This window comes from Sphingopyxis sp. EG6 (assembly GCF_003609815.1).
Classification (GTDB): Bacteria; Pseudomonadota; Alphaproteobacteria; order Sphingomonadales; family Sphingomonadaceae; genus Sphingopyxis.
Genome location: NZ_AP017603.1, coordinates 84,628 through 107,500 on the forward strand (window position 1 = coordinate 84,628; position 22,873 = coordinate 107,500).

Below are 22,873 nucleotides of genomic sequence, written 5' to 3' on the forward strand. Positions count from 1 at the left end.
CGGCAGGGATCCCCGTGTTTTGCTTCGGGATGCTGCACTTTATGTCTCAAAATTCGTCCGCCACGCCGGAAACGGACACGCCAACCACCGACACCAAAATCCCCGCCAAAATCGCCGCCGCCTATCTGGCGGCGCTGCACGGCAGCGCGCTGCCCGGCGAGGGCGACGATATGGACAAGGCCGCGCTGGCCGACGCCAGCCAGTTCGCCGGACGCGCGTCGCTGTGTCGCGCCGCCGACACCCCGTCGCTGCTGCTCGAACCGATGGCGGCCGACGGCACCGACCGCCGCATGCGGCTGGTCATCGTCAACGACGACATGCCCTTTCTGGTCGATTCGACCTCGCAGATCGTCGCCGCGCAGGGGCTGGCGGTCCACCGCATCCTTCACCCCGTCGTCGCGGTAAAGCGCGACGCGCAGGGCCATCTGGTCGAAGCGGGCGAGGGGCCGACGCGCGAATCGGTCATCTATATGGAACTCGAGCGCGGCGACGCCCGTGCGCGGCGTCGTCTGCTCGACGCGCTCGAAGCGGCGCTGCGCGACGTGCGCGCCGCGGTCCGCGACTGGCGGGCGATGCGCGCCGCGATGCTCGCCGACGCCGCGATGCGCGTCGAGGGCGAGGCGGCCGAGCTGCTGCGCTGGTTCGAGGGCGGGTCGATGACCCAGCTCGGCCACGAATGGCGGACGCGCGACGGCAAAGTGCAAGATCCCTTGGGGGTCAGCGAAAGCGGCGAGAGCCAGCTGTTGTCGCCCGCGGCGCTCGATGCAGCCTTCGCCTGGTTCGATGGCGGCGGTCAGGCGCCGCTGCTGATCAAGTCGAACCGCTTGTCGGCGGTCCATCGCCGCGTCCTGCTCGACCTCGTCATCGTTCCCGAAATGAAGGGCAAGAAGGTCGACCGCCTGTCGATCCACGCGGGGCTTTGGACCAGCGCCGCGCTGTCGACCCCGCCCGCCAAGGTGCCGGTGCTGCGCGCGCAGCTCGACACGCTGATGACGAAATTCGGGTTCGATCCCGCGGGCCACGCGGGCAAGGCGCTGGCGCATGCGCTGACCGCGCTGCCGCACGACCTGTTGATCGCGTTCGACGGTGCGTCGCTCGAAGAGCTGGTGCTCACGTCGATGTCGATCACCGACCGGCCGCGGCCCAAGATCGTGACGGTGCGCAGCGCGCTCGGTCGTCACCTGTTCGCCTTTGTCTGGCTGCCGCGCGACGAAGTATCGACCGGCCGCCGCATCGCGGTCGAGGCGATGCTGGTGCGCGAAGCGAAGGCCGGGGTCATCGGCTGGACGATGGTGCTGGAGGATGGCGGCGCGGCGTTGCTGCGCTACACGCTCGACCTGCGCAGCGGCGGGGTGGTCCCCGACACGGCCGCGCTCAACACCCAGCTGGAACAGATGGTCCGCGGCTGGCAGCCCGAGGTCGAGGCGGCGCTGGCGAAGCGCGGTGATGCGGGCCGCGCGGCGGCGCTCGCGGCGCGCTTTGCGCCGATGTTCCCGCCCAATTACCGCAATCTCTACAACCCCGAAGAAGCCGCGCGCGACATTCTGCGCCTGCGCGATCTGGATGCCGAGCGCCCGCGCAGCGTGCGGCTCGCGAAAAAGAGCCTCGACGGCGATGACCGGCTGCGGCTGAAGGTGTACAGCGCCGCCGGTCCGCTGGCCTTGTCCGACGTCGTCCCGGCGCTCGAACATTTCGGGTTCGAGGTGCTGGAGGAAATCCCGACCGCGCTCGGCCATGGCCGGGCTCCCGGGATGGAAACCGACGATGAATTGCCGATCGTCATCCATGATTTCACGCTGCGCCTGCCCGCCAATGTCGATGAACTGGCGCTGCTGCCCCATGCCGAGGTGCTCGAAGGCGCGATCGCCGCGGTGCTCGACGGCAAGGCAGAGAATGACGCGTTCAACGAACTGATGCTGACCAACCAGACCGATCCCCGCGCGATCGTGTGGCTGCGCGCGTGGTTCCGCTATCTGCGCCAAGGCGGTTCGGCCTATGGCATGGACACGGTGGTCAGCGCGCTGCGCCACGCCCCCGCGCTAAGCGCGGCGCTCATCGAGCGTTTCACCGCGTTGCACGATCCCAAGGGCCGCGACGCCAAGCGCGCCGAAGCGCTGGAGGCAGAGATCCTTGCGGGCTTTGCCGACATCAAGTCGATCGACGAGGATCGCATCCTGCGGCTGTTCCACGCCGTCATCGGCGCGACCTTGCGCACCAATGCCTTTGCGCCCGCCGCAGCGGAAGCGCTGGCGTTCAAGATCGACAGCAGCAAGGTTCCGGGCCTGCCCAAGCCGCTGCCGTGGCGCGAGGTCTGGGTCTATTCACCGCGCGTCGAAGGTATCCACCTGCGCGCCGGTCCGGTCGCGCGCGGCGGGCTGCGCTGGTCCGATCGCCGCGACGACTTCCGCACCGAAATCCTCGGGCTGATGAAGGCGCAGCGCGTCAAGAATGCGGTCATCGTGCCGACGGGCGCGAAGGGCGGTTTCTATCCCAAGGCGCTCCCCGACATCTCGCTCGACCGCGACGCGTGGTTTGCCGAAGGCACCGAATGCTACCGGATCTTCATCCGTTCGCTGCTGTCGATCACCGACAATCTGGTGGCGGGCAAGGTCGTGCATCCCAAGGGCGTGGTGATCCACGACGGCGATGACCCCTATTTCGTCGTGGCCGCCGACAAGGGCACCGCGACCTTCTCCGACGTGGCCAATGCGCTGGCGATGGAGCGCGACTTCTGGCTCGGCGACGCATTCGCGAGCGGCGGGTCGAAGGGTTATGACCACAAGGCGATGGGCATCACCGCCAAGGGCGCATGGCTGTCGGTGCAGCGCCATTTTGCCGAAATGGGCGTCGATGTGCAGAGCGACACGATCCGCGTCGTTGGGTGCGGCGACATGTCGGGCGACGTGTTCGGCAACGGCATGCTGCTGTCGAAGGCGATCCAGCTAGTCGCGGCGTTCGACCATCGCCATATCTTCCTCGATCCCAATCCCGACCCGGCGAAAAGCTGGAAGGAACGCGAACGGATGTTCAATCTGCCGCGGTCGAGCTGGGAGGATTATAACAAGAAACTGATCTCGAAGGGCGGCGGGGTGTTCCCGCGCAGCCAGAAGAGCATTCCCCTGAGCGCCGAAGTGCAGGCGCTGCTTGGCCTTTCGGTGTCCGAAATCGACCCCAGCGGGCTGATCTCGGCGATCCTGAAGGCGCCCGCCGATCTCCTGTGGTTCGGCGGCATCGGCACCTATGTCAAAGCTGCGAGCCAGAATAATGCCGAGGTCGGCGATCCCGCCAACGACGCGCTGCGCGTCGATGCCGAGGATCTGCGTGTTCGCGCCGTGGGCGAGGGGGCGAACCTCGGCACCACCCAGGCGGCGCGTATCGCCTTCTCGGCGAAGGGGGGCCGCATCAATACCGACTTCATCGACAACAGCGCCGGGGTCGATTGCTCGGATAATGAGGTCAACATCAAGATCGCGCTGAACCGCGAGATGGCCGAAGGGCGACTGAGCCAAGAGGATCGCGACGCGTTGCTCGTGCGGATGACCGACAATGTGTCGGCGCTGGTGCTCGAGGATAACCGGCTCCAGGCGCTGGCGCTGTCGATTGCCGAACAGGGCGGATCGGCGGCGGTCGCCTCCTACGTCCGTCTGATGGAGACCTTCGAAGCGTCGGGCCGCCTCGACCGCAAGGTCGAGGGGCTGGCGGCGAACGACGAATTGCTACGCCGCGCCGCCGAAGGGCGTGGGCTGACCCGCCCCGAACTTGCGGTGCTGCTGTCGACCGCGAAGCTCGCGTTGCAGGATGCGATCGAGGACAGCAGCCTGCCCGACGATCCGGCGCTGGGCAGCGACCTTGCCGCCGCGTTCCCGGGCGAGATGCAGCGCGATTTCGCGGGCGCGATCGCCGATCACCAGCTGCGCCGCGAAATCATCGCGACCAAGCTGGCGAACCGCATCGTCAACCGCATGGGCATCGTCCATCCGTTCGAACTGGTCGAAGAGGAAGGGTGCGCGCTCGGCGACATCGCAGCAGCATTCGTCGCGGTCGAACGGCTGCTCGACCTGCCCGCGCTGTGGGATGCGCTCGACACGGCCAGGATCGACGAAAGCGTTCGCCTGTCGCTGTTTGGCCAAGCCGCGTCGGCGATGACGTCGCAAATGGCCGACCTGCTGCGCGTGACGCAGACGCTGGCGCAGCCGGGACCGGTCGTCGCGCGGCTCGAGCCCGGGGTCGATCGCCTGAACGCCAGCGTCGACGGACTGCTCAGCCCGTCGGTCAAGCGCCAGTGGGACATGCTGACCCAGCAATTGCTCGACGCGGGCGCGCCCGAGGCGCTGACCGCCGCGGTCGTGCGACTGTTCAAGACCGACGGCGCGATCGGCATCGTCGACCTCGCCGAACGGCGCGGCGACGACGAGGTCGCGGTGACCAGCGCCTTCACCCATCTGGGCGAAGCGCTGGGGCTCGACTGGGCGCAGACGCTGGCGGCGCATATGAGCCCCGGCGATCCGTGGGAACGCCTGCTGGTCAACAGCCTGGCGCGCGATTTCCAGCAGATGCGGCTGACCTTCCTTGCTGGTTTGCCGAAGGGCGATCTGGACGCGGCGGTGACCAAATGGCTCGCCGACCATGCGCCGCGGGTGGCGCAGTTCCGCGCGACGGTCGATCGGGCCCGGACGATCCCGAACCCGAATGGCGCGATGCTGTCGCATATCGCCGGGCAAGCGCGCGGGTTGTTGGGGCGGTAATGCCCTTTCAGCCCCGCGTCGCGATCCTTGTCCCGGCGCCCGATTATTACGAAAAATGGCAACCCGCCTTTGCGCGCAAGGCGGCGGCGCTGACCGGCGCCGGGTTGATCGTTGAGCAGCGAGTGTGGTCCGATCCGGGCGTGCTTGCGGGCTACGACCTGATCCTGCCGCTGTTTGCCTGGGGTTATCAGCGCGATGTCGCCGCTTGGTATGGGCTGCTCGGCCGGTTGGAGGCGGAAAGCCTGCCGGTCGCCAATCCGGTGCCGGTGCTGCGTTGGAACAGCGACAAGGCGTATCTCTCCGAACTGGCGGGCAAGGGCGTCGCGGTGGTCCCGACGGTCGAGGTCGCGGCGCTGGGCGATGTGTCGCTGGCCGACGCGCGTGCCCAGCTCGGCACCGATGAGGTCGTGATCAAGCCCGCGATCTCGGGCGGCGCCGACGGCACCCACCGCATCGCGGCGGGCGAAGCGATCCCCGCCGATGCGCTGGGCCAGCGCCGCCTCGTCCAGCCGCTGATGCTCGGCATCCTGACCGAGGGCGAATTTTCGCTGTTCTTCTTTGGCGGCAAATTCAGCCATGCGATCGTCAAGCGGCCCGCTGCTGGCGATTTTCGCGTGCAGGAACAGTTCGGCGGACGCGAGACGGCGTGGGAGGCGAACGACGCCGCGCAGGCGCTGGCGGCGGCGGCCTTGGCTGCGGCGCCTGCGCCGCCGGTCTATGCGCGCGTCGATATGGTCGGCGATGGCGCGGGCAAGCTGCACATCATGGAGCTGGAGCTGATCGAACCCTCGCTGTTCTTGCACCACGCCGCAGACAAGGGCGCGGCGTTCGGGGCGGCGGTTTACGCGGCGATCTAGTCGGAACGCCCCCGCCATAGCCATTGCCGGATCGCCGAGGTCAGGTTCGGAGGATCGTCGGCCTCCATCCGTTCGACGTCGATGCGCGCCACCAGCGCATTGACGGGGAGCGCCTGCCGCGCGGCTTCTGCTTCCAGCGCATCCCAGAACATCGGCTCCAGGCTGATCGAGGTCGGATGACCGGCGATGGTGACCGAGCGTTTGACGGGGGGGTGGAGCGGTGCGCTCAACAGCGCGCCCGCCAGCGTTGCAGGATCCATGCCGCCGCGACAAGTTCGATGCCGCCGACGACGAAGCCAAGGTTGGGCAGCAGGCGTATGCCGAACATCGCGACCCCGGCGGCGGCGAGGATTGCGGCGCCGAGCACCCAATAGGCGATCTCGCCATATAATGTGCGGAACAGGAAATAGCGCGCACCGACGATCGCGGCGAAAGTGGGGATGGCGAGATCGGGCGCGCGGACCAGCAGTACCCACGCGATCATCACCCCGACGAACAGCGGGATCGTCGCTTCGATTGCCAGCGTTTCGAGCGGCTTGCCGATGGTAGCCTTGGGCGCCTTGAATACGACGCGTTCGACAAGAACGCCCAGCGGGTGGATCGCCATGCCGCCGAAGAAAAGCGCAGCGAAGGCGGCGTTGACGCCGTGAAGCTTCCACACCGCGCCCGCGATCAGCCAGACAAGGCCAGAGACGAACACGCCGGGTGCGCCCCCGGCATAGGCTTGGGCGAGGTCGCGCTGGGCGGCAGCCAGGGGATGGGTGATCATTGTTCGTTTGTAACGATTTCATGAGCGACGGCAAAGCCGCCGCCTGAGCCTGCCCCCGCGAAGGCGGGGCTCAGACGGGTTCGGCGATCCTTTGGGATCGCCGCCCCGCTGGCCGTGCCGGGCCGTGGCTGCGCCACCGGTTGCCAACTCGCCGTTCGCTGACGCGAACGCCTTCGCTGGCGCCCTCGGCCCGTCAGTACATATGCTGCCCGCCATTGATCGACATCGTCGACCCGGTCACGAAACCCGCATCCTCGCTGCACAGGAAAGCGACGCCGCGCGCGATTTCGTCGGCCTGGCCCAGCCGTCCGACCGGAATCTTGGCGACGATCTTTTCCAGCACCTGCGGCGGCACCGCGGCGACCATGTCGGTGTCGATATAGCCGGGCGCGATCGCGTTGACGGTCACACCCTTTTTGGCGCCTTCCTGCGCCAGCGCCTTGGTAAAGCCGTGGATGCCCGATTTGGCCGCGGCATAATTGACCTGGCCATATTGGCCCGCCTGCCCGTTGATCGACCCGATGTTCACGATGCGGCCCCAGCCGCGCTCGACCATGCCGGGGAAGCACGCCTTCGCCATGTTGAAACATCCGCCAAGGTTGATGCGCATCACGTCGTGCCAGTCGTCGTAGCTCATCCGCGCAAGGGTGCCGTCGCGGGTGATGCCCGCGTTGTTGACGACGATGTCGACGGGGCCGACCTCGGCCGCGACGCGGGCGCAGCCGTCGAGGCAGGCCTGATGGTCGCCCACGTCCCACTTATACGCCTTGATCCCGGTGCGTTCGGTAAATTCGCGCGCCTTGTCGTCATTGCCGCCATAGTTGGCGACGACGGTGACCCCCTGTTCCTGCAATTTAAGGCTGATCGCCTCCCCGATACCCCGGCTGCCGCCGGTGACGATTGCTACGCGTGCCATGAATCAAGCTCTCCCACACAATTTGTGGCGCCAGACTAAGGCGCGGTGCGGGACGCTGCAAGTTGACCGGAACGTCAATCGCAAAGCACTTCAGCGGGCTAGTTACTCACCTGAACGCGCAGCCGGGAAAAGTCGCCGACGGCCAGATCGGCCTTGTCGATCGTCACCACCAGATTGTCGCCGTCGCCGAACATCCGGCTCATCAACCCGCTCGTCGGCAATTCGAGCAGCACCGCGTCACGGTCGTGATCATAGTCGTGGACATAGCGGAACGGTTCATGCCCGATCGCCGCCATCTCACGCGCGGCAAGATCGCGCCACAAGGGTTCGTAGAAAGCGCGCATCGGCGCCGAAAGGCTGTCGGGGTTGGCGCACCAGGCGTGCTTGGCGCGGTCGAACAGGATCGTCTGATAGTCGTGCACCCACAGATTGGCGTCGGCGCGGTGCGTGGTCAGCGGCAGGGTGATCGTTTCGTGCGTCTCGGCTCCGGTTTCGGGGTCGGTGCGGTGGATCGACCGCGCCCAATGGATGGCGTGGAGCGCGGCCATCACCGCGGTCGCGTCGCTGGCCGAAAAGCTTTCATGTGCGGCGCTGTCGTGGACGATGGCGATGATCTCCTCGGCGCGGACGCGCGCGTCGCGATTGATCGCGGCGCGCTGTTCCAGCTCGACGATCGCCTCGGCACTGGCGCCCGGCGGTGGGGTCGGGTCGGTCGCGAGCCGGTCGAGCCGCATTTCGAGCAGCGCCACCATCGCGGTCATGCTGCCCCAGTCGAACGGGTGAAAGGCGGAGTCGGCGATATCGTAACTGCGGTCGTACAGCGTCGCGGCAAGGTCCGCGGGATCGGCGTCGACGCGCGGGTCGGGATCGCCCGGGCCGACCGCGACCAGATCGACCGGCCATTCGGGAAAGGCCCGTACCGCAAAGGGTTCGAGATCGCCGAAGCGCAGCCCGCCATGCGGGCCGAACCAGCCGCCCTGATCATCGAGCGCGAGCGGCGGCGCCAGCGCGACATCGGTATCGCGCACATGCAGGACCTGCATGCGATAGCCGCGGCGATGGATGAAAAAGGCCAGCGCGCCATCGCGCGGCCCCAGTCCGTTCCACAATGCGGGCGGCAGGCTGGCGCAGTCGATCTGGGCCAGGAAATCGGCGGGTTCGCCGTCGATCTGCGGCCATTCGGTGCCGCTGGGCAAGCGCGGGCGACCGCCGAGCCAACTGGATGTCGAAATCGCGTCGCGCGGCGGAATTTGCGGCACCAGGCGAAGGGAGACAGCAACGGGCGCGGCTTCTTCGATCCGGTGTGCGGTATCTTCGACTTCGGCGACCATCGCAGCGAGCGCGCCTTCGTCGATCATCGGTTCGGTTTCGACTTCGGCGGCGATTTCGGGGGCCGGATCGCGATCGAATTGATCGATGTCCGGCGCTGCGGGCGGCGCCTTGCCGCTGATGCGCGCGAGCCGCGAGGCCGAGATTTCGACCGGTTCAAGTTCGACCTTTGCCGTGCGCGTCAATTTGGGCAGCCGGATTTCGCGCGGCGCTTGCGGCGCGCGCGGCGCGGCGGGAGCGGTGCGCGGGCGGCGCAGCCACCAGACGGCGATAGCGAGCGCCGCAAAGGCCACCACAGCCGCGGCGAGCATCAGCGCTGCCGATTGGATCTGGTTCATGGCGTCTCTCCAAATTGCCGCGACCGCACCATTTCGGTGCCGCGTCGGAGCAATCTAGCGCATCGACCTAAACAGTTGGTAACTATAGCCAGCCTGCGAGTTCGCGGCGGATTAGCCCTTCGAGCATCGCCATGCCCGAAGCGTCGGCATTCAGGCAGGGCAGATAGGCAAAACGCGCTCCGCCTGCGGCTTCAAACTGCTCCTTGCCGCGGATCGCGAGTTCCTCGAGCGTTTCGAGACAGTCGGCGGAAAAGCCCGGGGCAAAGATCGCGACGCTTTTGCCGGCCTTGCCTAGCGCTTCGAGCTGGGTGTCGGTCGCGGGCTCGAGCCATTTGGCGCGGCCGAAGCGCGACTGGAACGCGACCTCGATCGGGCGCCCCATCGCTTCCGACAGCAGCCGCGCGGTCTTGCGGCACTGGCAATGATAGGGATCGCCGAGGTGCAAGGTCCGCTCGGGCATACCGTGGAAGCTCGCGAGCAGCACGTCGGGGGTGAAGTCGAGCGCGGCGAGCCCCGTCTCGACCGATGCTTTCAGCGCGGCGATATAGGCGGGATCGTCATGATAAGGCGGCAGGTAGCGTAGCGCGGGTTGCCAGCGCAGCGTTTTGAGGTGGCTACCCACGGCGTCGACCACCGTAGCCGTCGTCGCGGCGCAATATTGCGGATACAGCGGTGCGATCAGGATGCGCTGGCATCCCGCCGCGGCCAGCGCGTCGATCGCCGGGCCGATCGCGGGATTGCCATAGCGCATCGCATAAGCGACCCGCACATCTTCGCCGAACGCCGCCTGCAACGCGGCGCTCTGGGCGCGGGTCATCGCGGCGAGCGGCGAGCCTTCGTCGGTCCACACCTGCGCATAGGCGTGCGCCGATTTCTTTGGCCGGGTGGTCAGGATGATGCCGCGCAGGATCGGTTGCCACAGGATTTGCGGGATTTCGACGACGCGGCGGTCGGACAGAAACTCGGCCAGATAGCGCCGCACCGAGGGCGGATCGGGCGCATCGGGGGTGCCGAGGTTGACGAGCAGCACGCCGATGCACGGCGCAGCGACGGGCGGGTGATCAGGGGGCGGGGTCATAGGGGCTGCGCCGAGAGGGGCAGGCGGCGAATGCGGCGGCCGGTCGCGGCGAACATCGCATTGGCGATCGCGGGCGCGACGACGGGCACGGCGATTTCGCCGAGGCCGCCGGGTTCGCGGTCACTGTCGACGAATTCGACGAGGATCTGCGGGGTTTGCGACAGGCCCGGCAGGCCAAGCTGGCCGAGCTTGCGCGCGGTCGCGACGCCGCCCGCATAATCGGTGGTCGCGCCGACCGCGGCGGCGAGGCCGAAGATCAACCCGCCCTCGATCTGTTGCCGCGCGACCGCCGGATTGACGAGGCGCCCGGCGTCGACGACCGCGACCAATTGTTCGACCTGCAAGCCCTTGTCGCTCTGCCGCGCGGTCGCCATCAGCGCGATATGGCTGCCACGCATGCTGTGGCACGCCAGCCCCTGCGCGGTCCCCGACACGCCGCCTTCCCAGCCGCCGAGGCTGGTCGCGGTCAGCAGGCAGCGCGCGAGCAGCGGCGCGTCGCCGAGCATCGCCATGCGATAGGACAAGCCGTCGGTTCCGGCGCGCGTGGCCATTTCATCGACGAAACATTCGGTGAAAAAGGCGGTGTAGCTGTCGGCATTGCCGCGCCAGCGCCCGGTCGGCAGCCCGATGTCGGCGGGGCAATGATCGACCGCATGGTGGGGGATGGCATAGCTGGTTGCCGCGCCTTCGACCGCAGCGGCGTCGGCGCTGCCGACCGCGGCGCGCTGGGCGACGTCGGCGGGGACATTGTCGAACAGCCGGGCGCGGACCTCGTGGTTGGTCGGCGGCACCGCGATCCGCGTCACCAGCGCGTCGATCCCACCCGCGGCGTTCAGCGTCGCGCTCATCCGGGCGCGCACCGGTGCGCGGGGCGGCAGGCGCATGATCTCTTCGGCGCGCGACCAGGCCAGCTGGACGGGGCGTTTGATCTGCAACGCGATGATCGCCGCCTGCACCGCGACGCTGTGGTCAAGGCAGGCGTCGAACGATCCGCCCGCCATCATCGGGAACAGCACCACATCGCCGGGCGACAGTCCGGTTGCCGCCGCGATCGCATCGCGGCACTGCGCGGGTGCCTGCGTTGCGACCCAGACGCGCAGCCGCGCACCGTCGGGGGCAGCGGTGGCGCTGCGCGTCTCGATGGGGGCGTGCAGCGCGGGCGCGACCGCATATTCGGCGGTGATGCGGTTGCGCCCGGTCATCGCTTCGGCGATGTCACCCTTGTGCGACATCCGATAACCGCCGTCCTTCAAGGCCTGTTTGAGCGCGGCATCGATGCGGTCGGTCGACACGGGCGTCCCCGCGGTCTCGAACACCGGCGCAAAACGGTCGAGCGCGCGGTTGGCCGCCCACCAGTTGCGCGCGACGGTCGCCACCCAGCGGTCATGGGTAACGACATAGAGCAGACCGGGCGCCGCCATGCCTGCCTTGCGGTTGATGCTTTTGAGGCGGGTCGCGCCGACCGGTCCCTGGCGGATCGCGGCGAATACCATGTCGGGAAGGCGGATATCGCCGGCATAGTTCGCCGACCCGTCGACCTTTGCGGGCAGGTCGAGCCGCGTCAGTTCCTTGCCATAGAGCGGGTCGCCGCTGCTGGCGCGATAGACGGGTTCGGCGGGTGGTTCGAGCAACGCGGCGGCGGCGGCGACTTCGCCAAAGCGCAGTTTCTGCTTGCCGAGGATGACGAAGCCATCCTGCGTATCGCAATCCTCCCAATCGGCGTCCCAGCGCGCCGCGGCGGCCATCATCAACAGCGCCCGCGCCTGCGCCGCGGCGGCGCGGCACGGCCCCTCGAACATCCGCACCGACGAGCTGTTGGCGGTCAGCATCACCGCGTGACGCACCGCCCATTCGCGCCGCGCCCAGCCGCGCACGTCGGCGACGAAATCGGGGACGCCGGTGCGCGGCATGAACAGGCCGCTATCCTCGTCGACCAGCAAGGTGTTGGTATAGAGCGGGCTGATCGGCGCGGTTTCGACCGCGATCGTCCGCCAGTCGGCACCAAGTTCGTCGGCCATGATCTGTGGCAGCAGCGTCGTGACGCCTTGCCCCATCTCGCATTGCGGGACGATCGCGCTGACATGCCCATCGTCGCCGATCTTGAGGAAGGCGTTGAAGACATGCTCGTCGGGGGCGGCGGTCAGGTTCGTTTGATATTCGCGCGGCCACAGGCTCCACGCGATCGCCAGCCCGCCCGCCGCGGTGGCACCGACCAGCATCTGGCGGCGGCTGACCTGCGGCAGGCGCGATTTGTTTTTCAGAGCCGTGTCGCGAATGCCCACCATCGGTAATGCTGATAAGCGGGGGGAGTCGGCGTGGCAAAGGCTTTTGGTGCAATGCCATCCTCCCTGTGGCGAAGCCATGGGGAGGGGGACCGCTTGCGAAGCAAGGGGTGGAGGGGCCGTGACGTTAGCGCCATTGCCCCTCCGTCAACGCTTCGCGCTGCCACCTCCCCATGGCTTCGCCACAGGGAGGATCATTGTTACCAACCCCAGGGCGCCGGTGGTGGCGCGACCGGCTGGCGGTAATCGAAAGTCACGCGGAAATCGCGGCCTTCGCGGCTGAGGCCATAGGTGAAGGCGTCGGCGGTCGTTTCGACCGACCAGATGTTGGTGTTCGACACGCTGCGTCCCGTCCGCGTGAACAGCGCGATCGATTCGGCATCGACCGGAAAGGCCTGGCGCGTCGCCGTTCCGGCGTCGGCGGTGTCGCCGCCGTACATCGTCAGCTCGTCCTTGCTGCCGTCGGCGTGGCGATGGTCGTGTTTGAGGCGCAGGCCGGTGGTGGTCCGGGTGATGACCCAGGTGCGCGAACGGTCCCAGCCGCCGTCCGGGCCAAGTCCTTCGATATGAAAGGGGATTTCGATCCGGTCAGGGGTGCAGCCGCGGACGTGCATCACCATCGCCCTGCCGCGCATATCGGCATCGGCATCCTGATTGCTGGCGAGTTTGCCGGCATAGGCCTTGCCGCAATGCGCGGTCAGCGCCGAGAAAAATTGATCCTGCAGATTGCTAGCGGCGGGGGTTGTCGCGCAGCCCGTCAACGCGACGGCAGCGGCAAGGGTCAGCGTGGTTTTCACTTCAGCAACCCCAGCCGCGGAATCTCGATCTTCGGGCAGCGGTCCATCACCACGGTCAGCCCCGCCGCATCGGCGCGCTTCGCCGCGGCGTCGTTGATGACGCCGAGCTGCATCCACACCGCCTTCGCGCCGTGGACGATCGCTTCGTCGACCGCTGCGCCGGCGTCGTCGCTGTTGCGGAAGATGTCGACGACCTCGGCGGGGGGCTCGACGTCGGCCAGCGTCGCGACGACGGGGGCGCCGTGGATCGTCTTGCCGGCATGGCCGGGGTTGACCGCGATCACGTCATGGCCTTGTGCGACCAGAAAGGCGAGCACAACGTTCGAGGCGCGCGCCGGGTTAGGCGAGGCGCCGACTACCGCAATGCGGCGTTTCTGGCCGAGCAGGTCGCGGATTTCGCTTTCGTCGTTGATCGCCATCATTTGCCCTTTCGTGCGTCGAGCCATGCCGCGACCTTTGCCGCTATCGCATGGAATGGCTCACCGGCGGGATCGGTTCCGGCGGTGGGCGGCACCCCGCCGTCGCTGGCGAGGCGGATGCCCATCGATAGCGGGATGCGGCCGAGGAAGTCGAGGCCCATCGTCGCCGCCGCCGCCTCGGCGCCGCCGCTGCCGAACGGCTCGCTGACCTCGCCGCAATGCGGGCAGGCGTAGCCCGCCATGTTTTCGACGAGGCCGATGATCGGCACATTGGCCTGTTCGAACAGGCTGACCGCGCGCGTTGCGTCCATCAGCGCCAGATCCTGCGGCGTCGACACGATCACCGCGCCCGCGGGCTTGTGTTTCTGGATCATCGTCAGCTGGACGTCGCCGGTGCCGGGGGGCAGGTCGACGACGAGCGTGTCGATGTCGCCCCAGCTGGCATCGACCAGCTGTTCGAGCGCGCGCCCCGCCATCGGGCCGCGCCACGCGATCGCCTGCCCCGGCGCCGCAATCTGACCGGTCGACAGCATCGGGACGCCATAGGCATTGGGAACGGGGGCCAGTTTCGACCCGCGCGCTTCGGGTTTGACGCCTTCGCTGTCCATCAATCTTGGTTGTGACGGCCCATAGATGTCGGCGTCGACCAGCCCGACCTTGACGCCCCGACGCTGGAGCGCGACCGCGAGGTTCGCGGCGAGGGTCGATTTGCCGACCCCGCCCTTGCCGCTGCCGACCGCAATGATCGTCATCGCCTTGCGTTCGGCAGTCATCGCGATCCGGACCTCGCTCACCCCCGGCTCGGCGAGCAGGCCAGCGCGCAGCTTGTCCTCGAGCGGCTTGCGGTCCTCGGCCGCCAGCCCCGACACGTCGAGCACGACCGCCAGCAATCCGTTGTCGTCGAGCAGGCGCAGCCCCGAGGTGCGGCCATCGCTGAGCGCGGCGGCGGTATCGGACAGGCGGGCGAGATCGGTGCTGTGGTCGGTCATGTCCGCGGCAGATAGGCATCGCGCACCCGAATGCCAGCCATTTTCGCGCGCACCCCCTGTTAATCGCGCGCGCCGCCCCTATAAAAGCGTTATGAACGAGAAAATCGACGGCAATATCGGACGCCGCAGCCCGAGGGGATTGCGGCAATTTTTCGAGGCGATCAGCCTGATGGCGAACAGCCCGTGGGGCAATGGCCCCAAGGGCGGCGGCGACGGTGACGGTTCGGGCGACGGCAAAAAGCCCGGCCCGCGTAACCCGTGGGTCACCCCCGACCCGATCGATATCAATCGCGGCCGCAAGCCGCGCGGCCCCTCGGCGCTCGACGAGCTGCTGCGCAAGGGCCGCGGCGGTTTTGGCGGCGGCGGTTCGGGCGGCGGCAGCCAGTTCGATCTGGGCGATTCGGCGAAATTCTGGAAATGGGGCGTCCTCGCCGCGGTCGTGCTGTGGGTGATCTTTTCGTCGTTCCACATCGTGCCGCCCGAAAAGGAGGGCGTCGTCACCCGGCTCGGCAGCTATTCGCGCACCGTGGGTCCGGGCGTGAAATTTACCTGGCCGGCGCCGATCGAGCGCATCCGGCTGGAGGACGTGCGCGCGATCCGCACCATGCCGGTCGGTTCGCCCAACGCGACCGACGAGAATTTCGTGCTGACCCGCGACCAGAGCCTGGTCGACTTGGCGTATGAAGTGCGCTGGTCGGTGCGCGACCCCGAGCTGTTCTTTTTCCAGCTCGCCGATCCCGAGGGCACGATCCGCGAGGTCGCCGAAAGCGCGATGCGCGCCACCGTCGCCAATTTCAACCTGACCGATGCGATCGGCCCCGGCCGCGTCGAGATCGAGGCGCAGGTCCAGCAACGCATGCAGGAGCTGCTCAACCAGTATCGCGCCGGGGTGTCGATCCAGGGCATCGCGATCCGTCAGGCCGATCCGCCGAGCCAGGTCGACGAAGCATTCAAGGAAGTGACGGCGGCGCTTCAGGAGCGCGAATCGGCGATCAACCTGTCGCGCGCCTATCAGCAACAGGTGCTGGAGCGCGCCCGCGGCGACACCGCGGCGTTTGACCAGATTTACGAACAATATCGGCTGGCACCGGGGGTAACCCGCAAGCGGCTTTATTATGAAACGATGGAGAATGTGTTGTCGAACGTCGACAAGACGGTCGTCGAAGCGCGCGGGGTGACCCCCTATCTGCCGCTCAACGAGGTGCAGAAACGGATCGCGGCGACCCCGCCGGCCGCGGCGACGAAGGGAGGCGAATGATGTTCAATTCGCTGCTCCAGAACCCCGTGCGCCTGCTCGTCGGCATCGTCGCGCTGCTCGTCATCCTGTCGCAGTCGCTGGCGATCGTCCCCGAGGACAAGCAGGCGCTGATCCTGCGCTTCGGCGAGATCGAGCGCACCGTGAACCGGTACAAGCCGAACGAGGATTTCGGCGCCTCGGGCGCGGGCCTTGTCCTGCGTGTTCCGTTCACCGACGGCATCCAATACATCGACAAGCGCATCATGGGCGTGAACATGGAGCGCCAGCAGGTGCTGTCGACCGACCAGCAACGCTTGCAGGTCGACGCCTTTGCGCGCTTTCGCATCACCAACCCGGTACGGATGTACACCGCGATCCGCACCGAGGAGCGGCTGCAGCAGCAGCTGGCAACGATCCTGGGCTCGTCGCTGCGCAACGAGCTCGGCAAGCGCACCTTTGCCACCTTGCTGTCGCCTGAGCGCGGCGCGGTGATGGATAATATCCAGGTCGCGCTGAACCGCGAGGCGAACAAATACGGCGCCGAAGTCATCGACGTGCGGATCAAGCGCGCCGACCTGCCCGAAGGCGCGACGCTGGAGGCGGCGTACAACCGCATGCGCACCGCGCGTCAGCAGGAGGCCACCGCGATCCGCGCCGAGGGGCAAAAGGAAGCGCAGATCATCCGCGGTAACGCCGATGGTGAAGCCGCGCGCATCTATGCCGCCAGCTTTGGCAAGGATCCCGAATTCTATGATTTCTATCGCGCGATGCAGAGCTATCGCCAGACCTTCCTGGGCGAGAACAACCAGGGCGGGACGTCGATCATCATGTCGCCCGACAATGAATATCTGAAGCGTTTCAGCGGCGGTTGATCGGGCCGGGTGCGCCGGTGAATGGAACCGAAAGCGCCCGTTCATGTTCAATTGGCGTTCAGCCGCCTCGCCGCAGACCATCGCGGCCGGGGTAGTGAGTTTTCCGAAGAGAAGAGGATTATCGATCGTGCGTTATGTTTATGGCATCACTTCGGCCTTGCTGGCGGGTGGCACCGCGCTGGCGCTGGTCACCCAATCGCCGGTGGGCGCGCAGGTCGCGCAGAATGAGCAGAGCGAAATCGCCAAGGTCGTGCCGCGGTCGGGGGCGCCCGAAAGCTTTGCCGATCTGGTCGAACAATTGCAGCCCGCGGTGGTCAATATCTCGACCAAGCAGAATGTGACGCTGGGCGTCCGGCTCAACCCCTTTGCCGGGACGCGCGAGCCGATCACGCAGGAACAGCAGGGCGGCGGTTCGGGATTCCTGATTTCGGCCGACGGCTATATCGTCACCAACAACCATGTGATTTCGGGCGGCCCGCGCGGCGAGGCGGTGAACGAAGTCACCGTGACGCTGACCAACCAGCGCGAGTATAAGGCGACGATCGTCGGCCGCGACGCCGCGTCGGACCTCGCGCTGCTCAAGATCAACGCGACCGGCCTGCCGTTCGTGAAATTCGCCGACAGCAGCCGCGCGCGCGTCGGCGATTGGGTGGTGGCGATCGGCAACCCGCTCGGCCTCGGCTCGACGGTGACCGCGGGGATCATCTCGGCGGTGCAGCGCAGCATCGGCCAGACCGGCGCCTATGACCGCTATATCCAGACCGATACCGCGATCAACCGCGGCAATTCGGGCGGCCCGCTGTTCGATTTGCAGGGCAATGTCGTCGGCATCAACAACATGCTGATCTCGCCCGTCGGCGCCAACATCGGCGTCAACTTTGCGATCCCTGCCGAAGCGGCGATTCCCGTAATCGACGCGCTGCGCGCCGGCGAGCGTCCGCAGCGCGGTTACCTCGGCATTGGCATCGCGCCGGTCGACGAGGATCTGGCGGCGGCGCTGGGCCTACCCAAGGATCGCGGCGAGTTCATCCAGCGTATCGAACCGGGGCAGGCGGGCGAAAAGGCCGGGCTGCGCCGCGGCGACGTGGTGACCAAGGTCAACGGCAAGGAGGTCACGCCGCAGCAGACGCTGTCGTACATCGTGTCGAACACCAAGCCGGGGACGCGCATCCCGCTCGAGATCATCCGCGACGGCAAGCCGATGACGCTGAACGTGCTGGTCGGCACCCGTCCGCCCGAGGAAGAGCTGGCCGGAACCAATTTCGACCCCGAAGAAGAACAGACGATGCCGGAAGATGCGACCGGCGCGGCCGACAAGGCGATCCAGGAATCGCTCGGGCTGGCGGTGCAGGTCGTCACCCCCGACATCGCGCGCGCGGTCGGGGTCGATGCCGGGACCAAGGGGCTGGTGATCGGCGCCGCGTCGGCGAACAGCGATGCGGGGCGCAAGGGGCTGCGCCGCGGCGACGTGATCCTGAGCGCCAACCGGGTGCCGGTGGCGACCAGCGACGCGTTGGCGAAGGCGGTGGCCGATGCCAAGCGCGCCGGGCGCGACGCGGTGCTGCTGGAGATTTTGCGCCGCGGCAATCCGTCGGCGTTCATCGCGGTGCGCGTCAAGTAAGACGCGCGTTCTGCGGTCAAAAAAGGGCGTCGGATCGCGGATCCGGCGCCCTTTTTGCTTGACAAGATGGAGATTATGTTCTTATTTTGTTCTCCTAAATCCGAATCGGGAGATGGCAATGATCGGTTATGTAACGCTGGGAACGAACGACCTGGCGAAAGCCGCGGTTTTTATGACGCGATCGCCGCCGAGCTGGACACCCCGCGGATGATGGAATTCGACACCTTCATCGCCTGGGGCAAGCCGGGCGGCGCGGCGGGCATCGGGCTCACCAAGCCATTCGACGGCAATGCCGCGAGCGTCGGCAATGGTGTGATGGTGGCGCTGGAGGCGAAGGACAAGGATCAGGTCCAGCGCCTCTACGACATTGCGCTCGCCAATGGCGGCACCTGCGAAGGCCCGCCGGGACCGCGCGGCGATGGCTTTTACGCGGGCTATTTCCGCGATCCGGATGGGAACAAGCTGAACGCGTTCATCATGGGGTGATGGGCGGCGGTTTTGGGGTGGGGAGCGGACGGTGCCGGTCCTCCCCGGCACGGGGAGGGGGACCATAGGTTTGCCTGGCCGGTGCGATAGTGCACCGCCGAACGGTCGCCGTTGAAGGAGTGCTTTTGTCCGGCGCCACGTAAACCGCCTGTGCCCCTCCACCACCCTTCGGGTGGTCCCCCTCCCCCGGTGGGGGAGGATCGGCTATATCCGCCATCGGTCGTTTCCAGACCATCGTCATCCCGGACTTGATCCGGGATCCGCGGTGACGAGGAAGAGAACGTCCTCCCTGTCGCGTAGCGATGGGGAGGGGGACCGTCCCGGCGAAAGCGGGGATGGTGGAGGGGCTTAGCGACGGCAGCGCCATTGCCCCTCCGTCAGCGCTTCGCGCTGCCATCTCCCCATGGCTGCGCCACGGGGCGGATCAGCGGCTGCGAATTATTTGCTTCGCGCGATTCTCGCGCCGTTTCGCATCGGCGCGTGCACCCGTTTGGCGATTGCCTGACCTGCCATGCCATTCTAGACCTTTGAACGGACCAAAAATGGAGGACAGCGGGTGAGCGACGGCAGCACGGCGAGTGAAATCTATATCGGCCTTGGCGGCGGCGGCGCGGCGGACGGGCCGCGGCAGTCGCTGGTGCTGAAACGCGCGAACCGGCACGGGCTGATCGCCGGGGCGACGGGGACGGGCAAGACGGTGACCTTGCAGGGGCTGGCCGAGGGGTTCTCGGCGGTCGGCGTCCCGGTGTTCGTCGCCGATGTGAAGGGCGACCTCGCCGGGATGGCGATGGCGGGGAGCCCGATGTCGAAGCTGCACGACATCTTTGCCGCGCGCGCGGCCGAGATTGGCGACAGCGAATGGGCGTATCGCGACAATCCGGTGATCTTCTGGGACCTGTTCGGCGAACAGGGGCATCCCATTCGCACGACGATTTCGGAAATGGGACCGCTGCTGCTCGCGCGGCTGATGGGGCTCAACGAAGTTCAGGAGGGCGTGCTCGCGATCGCGTTCCGTGTTGCCGACGAACAGAATCTGCTGCTGCTCGACCTCGGCGATTTGCAGGCGATGCTCGCCTGGTGCGCGGAGAATGCCGACGAGCTGACGACCAAATATGGCAATGTGTCGAAGGCGACCGTCGGCACGATCCAGCGCCAGTTGCTGACGCTCGAAAGCCAAGGCGGCGCGCATTTCTTTGGCGAACCCGCGCTCGACATTCACGACATGATCCGCTGCGACGACAACGGCCGCGGCTATGTCAATATCCTCGCCGCCGACAAGCTGATGGCGAGCCCGAAGCTCTATGCGACCTTCCTGCTCTGGCTGCTGTCCGAAATGTTCGAGACGCTGCCCGAAATCGGCGACCCCGACAAACCCAAGCTCGTGTTCTTTTTTGACGAGGCGCATCTGTTGTTCGACGACGCGCCGCCCGCGCTGACCGAAAAGATCGAACAGGTCGTGCGCCTGATCCGCTCGAAGGGCGTCGGGGTGTATTTCGTGACGCAAAACCCGATCGACATTCCCGAAGATGTCGCGGGTCAGCTCGGCAATCGCGTCCAGCACGCGCTGCGCGCCTTCACCCCGCGCGACCAGAAGGCGGTGAAGGCCGCCGCCGACACCTTTCGCCCCAATCCCAAGGTCGATGTCGCCCGCGAGATCACCGAGCTGAAGGTCGGCGAAGCCTTGGTGTCGCTGTTGATGCCCGACGGCGCGCCGTCCCCGGTCGAGCGTACGCTGATCAAGCCGCCCTGCTCGCGCGCCGGGCCGCTCGATGCCAAGGAGCGCGCGATCATCAAGTCGATCTCGCCGGTCGAGGGCAAATATGACACCGTCGTTGACCGCGAAAGCGCCGAAGAGCTGCTCGCCGCCAAGGCCGAGCAGGCGCAGGCCGCGGCGATCGAGGCCAAGGCGCAGGCCGAGGCCGACAAGCAGGCGGCGATTGCCGCCAAGGAAGCGGCGAAGGTGAAGGCCGCCGAAGAACGCGAGCGGCTGCGGCTGGAAAAGGCGGCGGCGCGCGAGGCGGCGAAGCCGTCGATGACCGAGAAAATGGTGCAGTCGGCGGCGCGTTCGGCGGCGACAAGCATCGGGCGGCAGGTTGCGGGCAAGCTGGGCGGCCAGCTGATGCGCGGGATTTTGGGCAGCTTGTTCAAGTGAGTGAGGCCGATGCCGCGACGATGGAGGCGAGCCTGATCGCCGTCGCCGACGCGGGCATCGACATTCGCATTCCGCTGTTCGAGCGCTTCTTCGCCGCCTATCCCGAGCGTCGCGCCAGCTTCATTTCGGTCGACGCCGCATCGCGGCGGATGACCGACGAGACGTTGCAGATGATGCTGGGGCTGGCGCAGGGCGAGACCTGGGTGTGGCCGCTGGTCGCCGAACTGGTGTTCACCCACCGCAGCTATGGCGCGCTGCCGATCGCCGAATATGATGCCTTTATCGATATGACGGTGGCCGAACTGGGCGCCGCAGCCGGCGATGCGTGGAGCGCGCACACCACCGCCGCATGGCAGCGCCATGCCGACGCGCTAAAGGCGATGATCCGCAAGGCCCGCGCCGAATGGGCCAGCGCGATGCCAGCGGGCGCGCCCGCGGTTGCGGAATAGCGCCGCATTGCCTCTTCTTCCTCCCCCTTGATGGGGGAGGCAGCGAAACTTGCGAACTTGTTCGCTAGTTGCAGCGGTGGGGGTGTGCTCTCGACCGGAAGCGACAGTGCACGGACGCACCGTCACCCCCATCCAACTTCGCCTAATCGCTTCGCGATAAGGCTGCGTATCCTTCCCCCATCAAGGGGGAAGGGGCTTCCGGCGCTTGCCCCCTCGACAAGCCCCCCGAATCGCGGCAGCATAAGTTTCATGACAAAACCGATATTGCCTGGAGAGGTAGCCGCCGCCGTCGTCGACCCCGTCGCATACGGCCAGTGGGAAGCGCTGCACGAGCAGCTCGCCTGGGCGCGCGCCAATGCGCCGCTGGCGGTCGCGGAGAACCATGACCACGACCCCTTCTGGCTCGTTACCCGCCACGCCGACATCATGGCGATCAGCCGCGATCCGCAGCGTTTTGCGAACGGCATCCGCCCGACGGTGCTGACCAACCGCGACGGCGAGGCGCTGGCGCGCGCCGCGACCCCGAACAATGACGGCCACCTGATCCGCTCGCTGGTCCAGATGGACGCGCCCGACCATATGAAATGCCGGCTGCTGACGCAGAGCTGGTTCATGCCGAAAAACCTGAAGATCGTTGAAGATCGCATCCGGCAGATCGCCCGCGAAACCGTCGACCAGATGCTGGCAGCGGGCGGGGAATGCGATTTTGCCCGCGACGTCGCGGCGCACTATCCGCTGCGCGTCATCATGGACATTTTGGGGGTGCCGCCCGAAGACGAGCCGCGGATGCTGATGCTGACGCAGCAATTGTTCGGCCCGACCGACCCCGAACTGAACCGCAGCCGCGAGGCGATCACCAGCGCCGAGCAGGCGATCGCGATGCTCAACTATGTCATCGCCGATTTCGAAAATTACTTTGGCGCGCTGACCGCCGAGCGGCGCGCCAACCCGCGCGAGGATATCGCGACGGTGATCGCCAATGCGACGATCAACGGCGAGCAGATCCCCGATCGCGAAATGTCGGGCTATTATATGATCGTCGCGACCGCGGGGCACGACACGACCAGCGCTTCGACCGCGGGGGCGATCATGGAGCTGGCGAAGAACCCCGCGTTGTTCGAGCGCTTTCGCGACGCCGAGACCGACAAGGCGGGGTTGATCGAGGAAGCGATCCGCTGGACCACCCCGGTCCAGCATTTCATGCGCAGCGCCAGGGAAGATGTCGAGATCGGCGGGCAGACGATCCGCGAGGGCGACTGGCTGATGCTCAACTATGTGTCGGCCAACCGCGACGAAGAGGTGTTTGGCGATCCGTTTGCGTTCAATCCCGATCGCGAGAAGAATCAGCAGATCGCCTTTGGTTTCGGGGCGCATGTGTGCCTGGGCCAGCATCTGGCGCGGATGGAGATGCGGATCTTGATGGAGGAATTGCTGCCGCGGATCAAATCGCTGGAACTGACGGGTGAACCGGCGCGGGTGGAGTCGGTGTTTGTCGGCGGGCTGAAGCGGCTGCCGATCCGGTTTGCGGCGGCGTGAC

General features: G+C 66.9%; 17 protein-coding genes and 1 pseudogene. 9 read left to right on the forward strand and 9 right to left on the reverse strand.

Annotated features, from left to right (window positions below):
- The first annotated feature begins 41 nt into the window (after nucleotides 1–41).
- Both SPYCW_RS00410 and SPYCW_RS00415 read left to right on the forward strand, forming a co-directional pair.
- Nucleotides 42–4,745, forward strand: coding sequence for an NAD-glutamate dehydrogenase (locus SPYCW_RS00410; RefSeq protein WP_172595390.1), 4,704 nt, complete (start codon nucleotides 42–44; stop codon nucleotides 4,743–4,745).
- The gene (locus SPYCW_RS00415; RefSeq protein ID WP_120215121.1) at nucleotides 4,745–5,602 is read left to right on the forward strand and encodes an ATP-grasp domain-containing protein; all 858 of its coding nucleotides are present in this window, start codon (nucleotides 4,745–4,747) and stop codon (nucleotides 5,600–5,602) included. Before SPYCW_RS00410 ends, SPYCW_RS00415 begins: the two co-directional genes overlap by 1 nt.
- Here SPYCW_RS00415 and SPYCW_RS00420 read toward each other — a convergent pair.
- From SPYCW_RS00420 to SPYCW_RS00460, 9 genes are all read right to left on the reverse strand, one after another.
- Nucleotides 5,599–5,862 carry a ribbon-helix-helix domain-containing protein gene (locus SPYCW_RS00420; RefSeq protein ID WP_120215122.1) on the reverse strand — a complete coding sequence of 88 codons (264 nt, stop codon included), beginning with the start codon at nucleotides 5,860–5,862 and terminating at the stop codon, nucleotides 5,599–5,601. The genes SPYCW_RS00415 and SPYCW_RS00420 overlap by 4 nt on opposite strands.
- Nucleotides 5,829–6,371 (reverse strand): DUF7010 family protein, encoded by a 543-nt coding sequence (locus SPYCW_RS00425; protein WP_120215123.1) that lies wholly within the window; start codon nucleotides 6,369–6,371, stop codon nucleotides 5,829–5,831. The genes SPYCW_RS00420 and SPYCW_RS00425 overlap by 34 nt, the downstream gene beginning before the upstream one ends.
- Before the next feature lie 193 nt (nucleotides 6,372–6,564).
- Nucleotides 6,565–7,287, reverse strand: coding sequence for an acetoacetyl-CoA reductase (phbB, locus tag SPYCW_RS00430; protein WP_120215124.1), 723 nt, complete (start codon nucleotides 7,285–7,287; stop codon nucleotides 6,565–6,567).
- A 98-nt stretch (nucleotides 7,288–7,385) separates the two neighbouring features.
- A complete protein-coding gene (locus SPYCW_RS00435) occupies nucleotides 7,386–8,954 on the reverse strand; it encodes a DUF1963 domain-containing protein (RefSeq protein ID WP_120215125.1) in 1,569 nt (522 codons plus the stop codon).
- Nucleotides 8,955–9,036: 82 nt separating this feature from the next.
- Nucleotides 9,037–10,032, reverse strand: coding sequence for a ferrochelatase (hemH, locus tag SPYCW_RS00440; RefSeq protein WP_120215126.1), 996 nt, complete (start codon nucleotides 10,030–10,032; stop codon nucleotides 9,037–9,039).
- Entirely contained in the window at nucleotides 10,029–12,317 is a 2,289-nt protein-coding gene (locus tag SPYCW_RS00445) for a xanthine dehydrogenase family protein molybdopterin-binding subunit (protein WP_120215127.1), read from the reverse strand. The genes hemH and SPYCW_RS00445 overlap by 4 nt, the downstream gene beginning before the upstream one ends.
- Before the next feature lie 197 nt (nucleotides 12,318–12,514).
- Nucleotides 12,515–13,111 (reverse strand): hypothetical protein, encoded by a 597-nt coding sequence (locus SPYCW_RS00450; RefSeq protein WP_120215128.1) that lies wholly within the window; start codon nucleotides 13,109–13,111, stop codon nucleotides 12,515–12,517.
- Nucleotides 13,108–13,530 carry a CoA-binding protein gene (locus tag SPYCW_RS00455; RefSeq protein WP_120215129.1) on the reverse strand — a complete coding sequence of 141 codons (423 nt, stop codon included), beginning with the start codon at nucleotides 13,528–13,530 and terminating at the stop codon, nucleotides 13,108–13,110. The genes SPYCW_RS00450 and SPYCW_RS00455 overlap by 4 nt, the downstream gene beginning before the upstream one ends.
- Nucleotides 13,530–14,519 carry an Mrp/NBP35 family ATP-binding protein gene (locus SPYCW_RS00460; protein ID WP_120215130.1) on the reverse strand — a complete coding sequence of 330 codons (990 nt, stop codon included), beginning with the start codon at nucleotides 14,517–14,519 and terminating at the stop codon, nucleotides 13,530–13,532. Before SPYCW_RS00460 ends, SPYCW_RS00455 begins: the two co-directional genes overlap by 1 nt.
- 91 nt (nucleotides 14,520–14,610) lie before the next feature.
- Between SPYCW_RS00460 and hflK the strand changes: the two genes are divergently transcribed.
- The 7 genes and pseudogenes from hflK to SPYCW_RS00495 all read left to right on the forward strand — a co-directional run bounded on the left by hflK (nucleotide 14,611) and on the right by SPYCW_RS00495 (nucleotide 22,872).
- Nucleotides 14,611–15,777, forward strand: a complete 1,167-nt coding sequence (hflK, locus tag SPYCW_RS00465) for a protease modulator HflK (RefSeq protein WP_120215131.1) — start codon at nucleotides 14,611–14,613, stop codon at nucleotides 15,775–15,777.
- Nucleotides 15,777–16,628, forward strand: a complete 852-nt coding sequence (gene hflC, locus SPYCW_RS00470; RefSeq protein WP_120218014.1) for a protease modulator HflC — start codon at nucleotides 15,777–15,779, stop codon at nucleotides 16,626–16,628. Before hflK ends, hflC begins: the two co-directional genes overlap by 1 nt.
- A gap of 127 nt (nucleotides 16,629–16,755) precedes the next feature.
- Nucleotides 16,756–18,249: a trypsin-like peptidase domain-containing protein gene (locus tag SPYCW_RS00475; protein WP_120215132.1), complete on the forward strand. Its 1,494-nt coding sequence runs from the start codon at nucleotides 16,756–16,758 to the stop codon at nucleotides 18,247–18,249.
- A gap of 118 nt (nucleotides 18,250–18,367) precedes the next feature.
- Nucleotides 18,368–18,735: pseudogene (locus tag SPYCW_RS00480) on the forward strand (VOC family protein).
- A gap of 556 nt (nucleotides 18,736–19,291) precedes the next feature.
- Nucleotides 19,292–20,887 carry a helicase HerA-like domain-containing protein gene (locus tag SPYCW_RS00485; protein ID WP_443029456.1) on the forward strand — a complete coding sequence of 532 codons (1,596 nt, stop codon included), beginning with the start codon at nucleotides 19,292–19,294 and terminating at the stop codon, nucleotides 20,885–20,887.
- Nucleotides 20,884–21,336, forward strand: a complete 453-nt coding sequence (locus SPYCW_RS00490; RefSeq protein ID WP_120215133.1) for a globin — start codon at nucleotides 20,884–20,886, stop codon at nucleotides 21,334–21,336. The genes SPYCW_RS00485 and SPYCW_RS00490 overlap by 4 nt, the downstream gene beginning before the upstream one ends.
- Nucleotides 21,337–21,585: 249 nt before the next feature.
- Entirely contained in the window at nucleotides 21,586–22,872 is a 1,287-nt protein-coding gene (locus tag SPYCW_RS00495; RefSeq protein ID WP_120215134.1) for a cytochrome P450, read from the forward strand.
- Nucleotide 22,873 lies beyond the last annotated feature (1 nt).

What these genes read in the sequence shown, in the direction of transcription:
- SPYCW_RS00410 (WP_172595390.1), top strand. Translation starts at nt 42, where the DNA reads ATGTCTCAAAATTCGTCCGCCACGCCGGAAACGGACACGCCAACCACC.
- SPYCW_RS00415 (WP_120215121.1), top strand. Translation starts at nt 4,745, where the DNA reads ATGCCCTTTCAGCCCCGCGTCGCGATCCTTGTCCCGGCGCCCGATTAT.
- SPYCW_RS00420 (WP_120215122.1), bottom strand. Translation starts at nt 5,862, where the DNA reads ATGGATCCTGCAACGCTGGCGGGCGCGCTGTTGAGCGCACCGCTCCAC.
- SPYCW_RS00425 (WP_120215123.1), bottom strand. Translation starts at nt 6,371, where the DNA reads ATGATCACCCATCCCCTGGCTGCCGCCCAGCGCGACCTCGCCCAAGCC.
- phbB (WP_120215124.1), bottom strand. Translation starts at nt 7,287, where the DNA reads ATGGCACGCGTAGCAATCGTCACCGGCGGCAGCCGGGGTATCGGGGAG.
- SPYCW_RS00435 (WP_120215125.1), bottom strand. Translation starts at nt 8,954, where the DNA reads ATGAACCAGATCCAATCGGCAGCGCTGATGCTCGCCGCGGCTGTGGTG.
- hemH (WP_120215126.1), bottom strand. Translation starts at nt 10,032, where the DNA reads ATGACCCCGCCCCCTGATCACCCGCCCGTCGCTGCGCCGTGCATCGGC.
- SPYCW_RS00445 (WP_120215127.1), bottom strand. Translation starts at nt 12,317, where the DNA reads ATGGTGGGCATTCGCGACACGGCTCTGAAAAACAAATCGCGCCTGCCG.
- SPYCW_RS00455 (WP_120215129.1), bottom strand. Translation starts at nt 13,530, where the DNA reads ATGGCGATCAACGACGAAAGCGAAATCCGCGACCTGCTCGGCCAGAAA.
- SPYCW_RS00460 (WP_120215130.1), bottom strand. Translation starts at nt 14,519, where the DNA reads ATGACCGACCACAGCACCGATCTCGCCCGCCTGTCCGATACCGCCGCC.
- hflK (WP_120215131.1), top strand. Translation starts at nt 14,611, where the DNA reads ATGAACGAGAAAATCGACGGCAATATCGGACGCCGCAGCCCGAGGGGA.
- hflC (WP_120218014.1), top strand. Translation starts at nt 15,777, where the DNA reads ATGTTCAATTCGCTGCTCCAGAACCCCGTGCGCCTGCTCGTCGGCATC.
- SPYCW_RS00495 (WP_120215134.1), top strand. Translation starts at nt 21,586, where the DNA reads ATGACAAAACCGATATTGCCTGGAGAGGTAGCCGCCGCCGTCGTCGAC.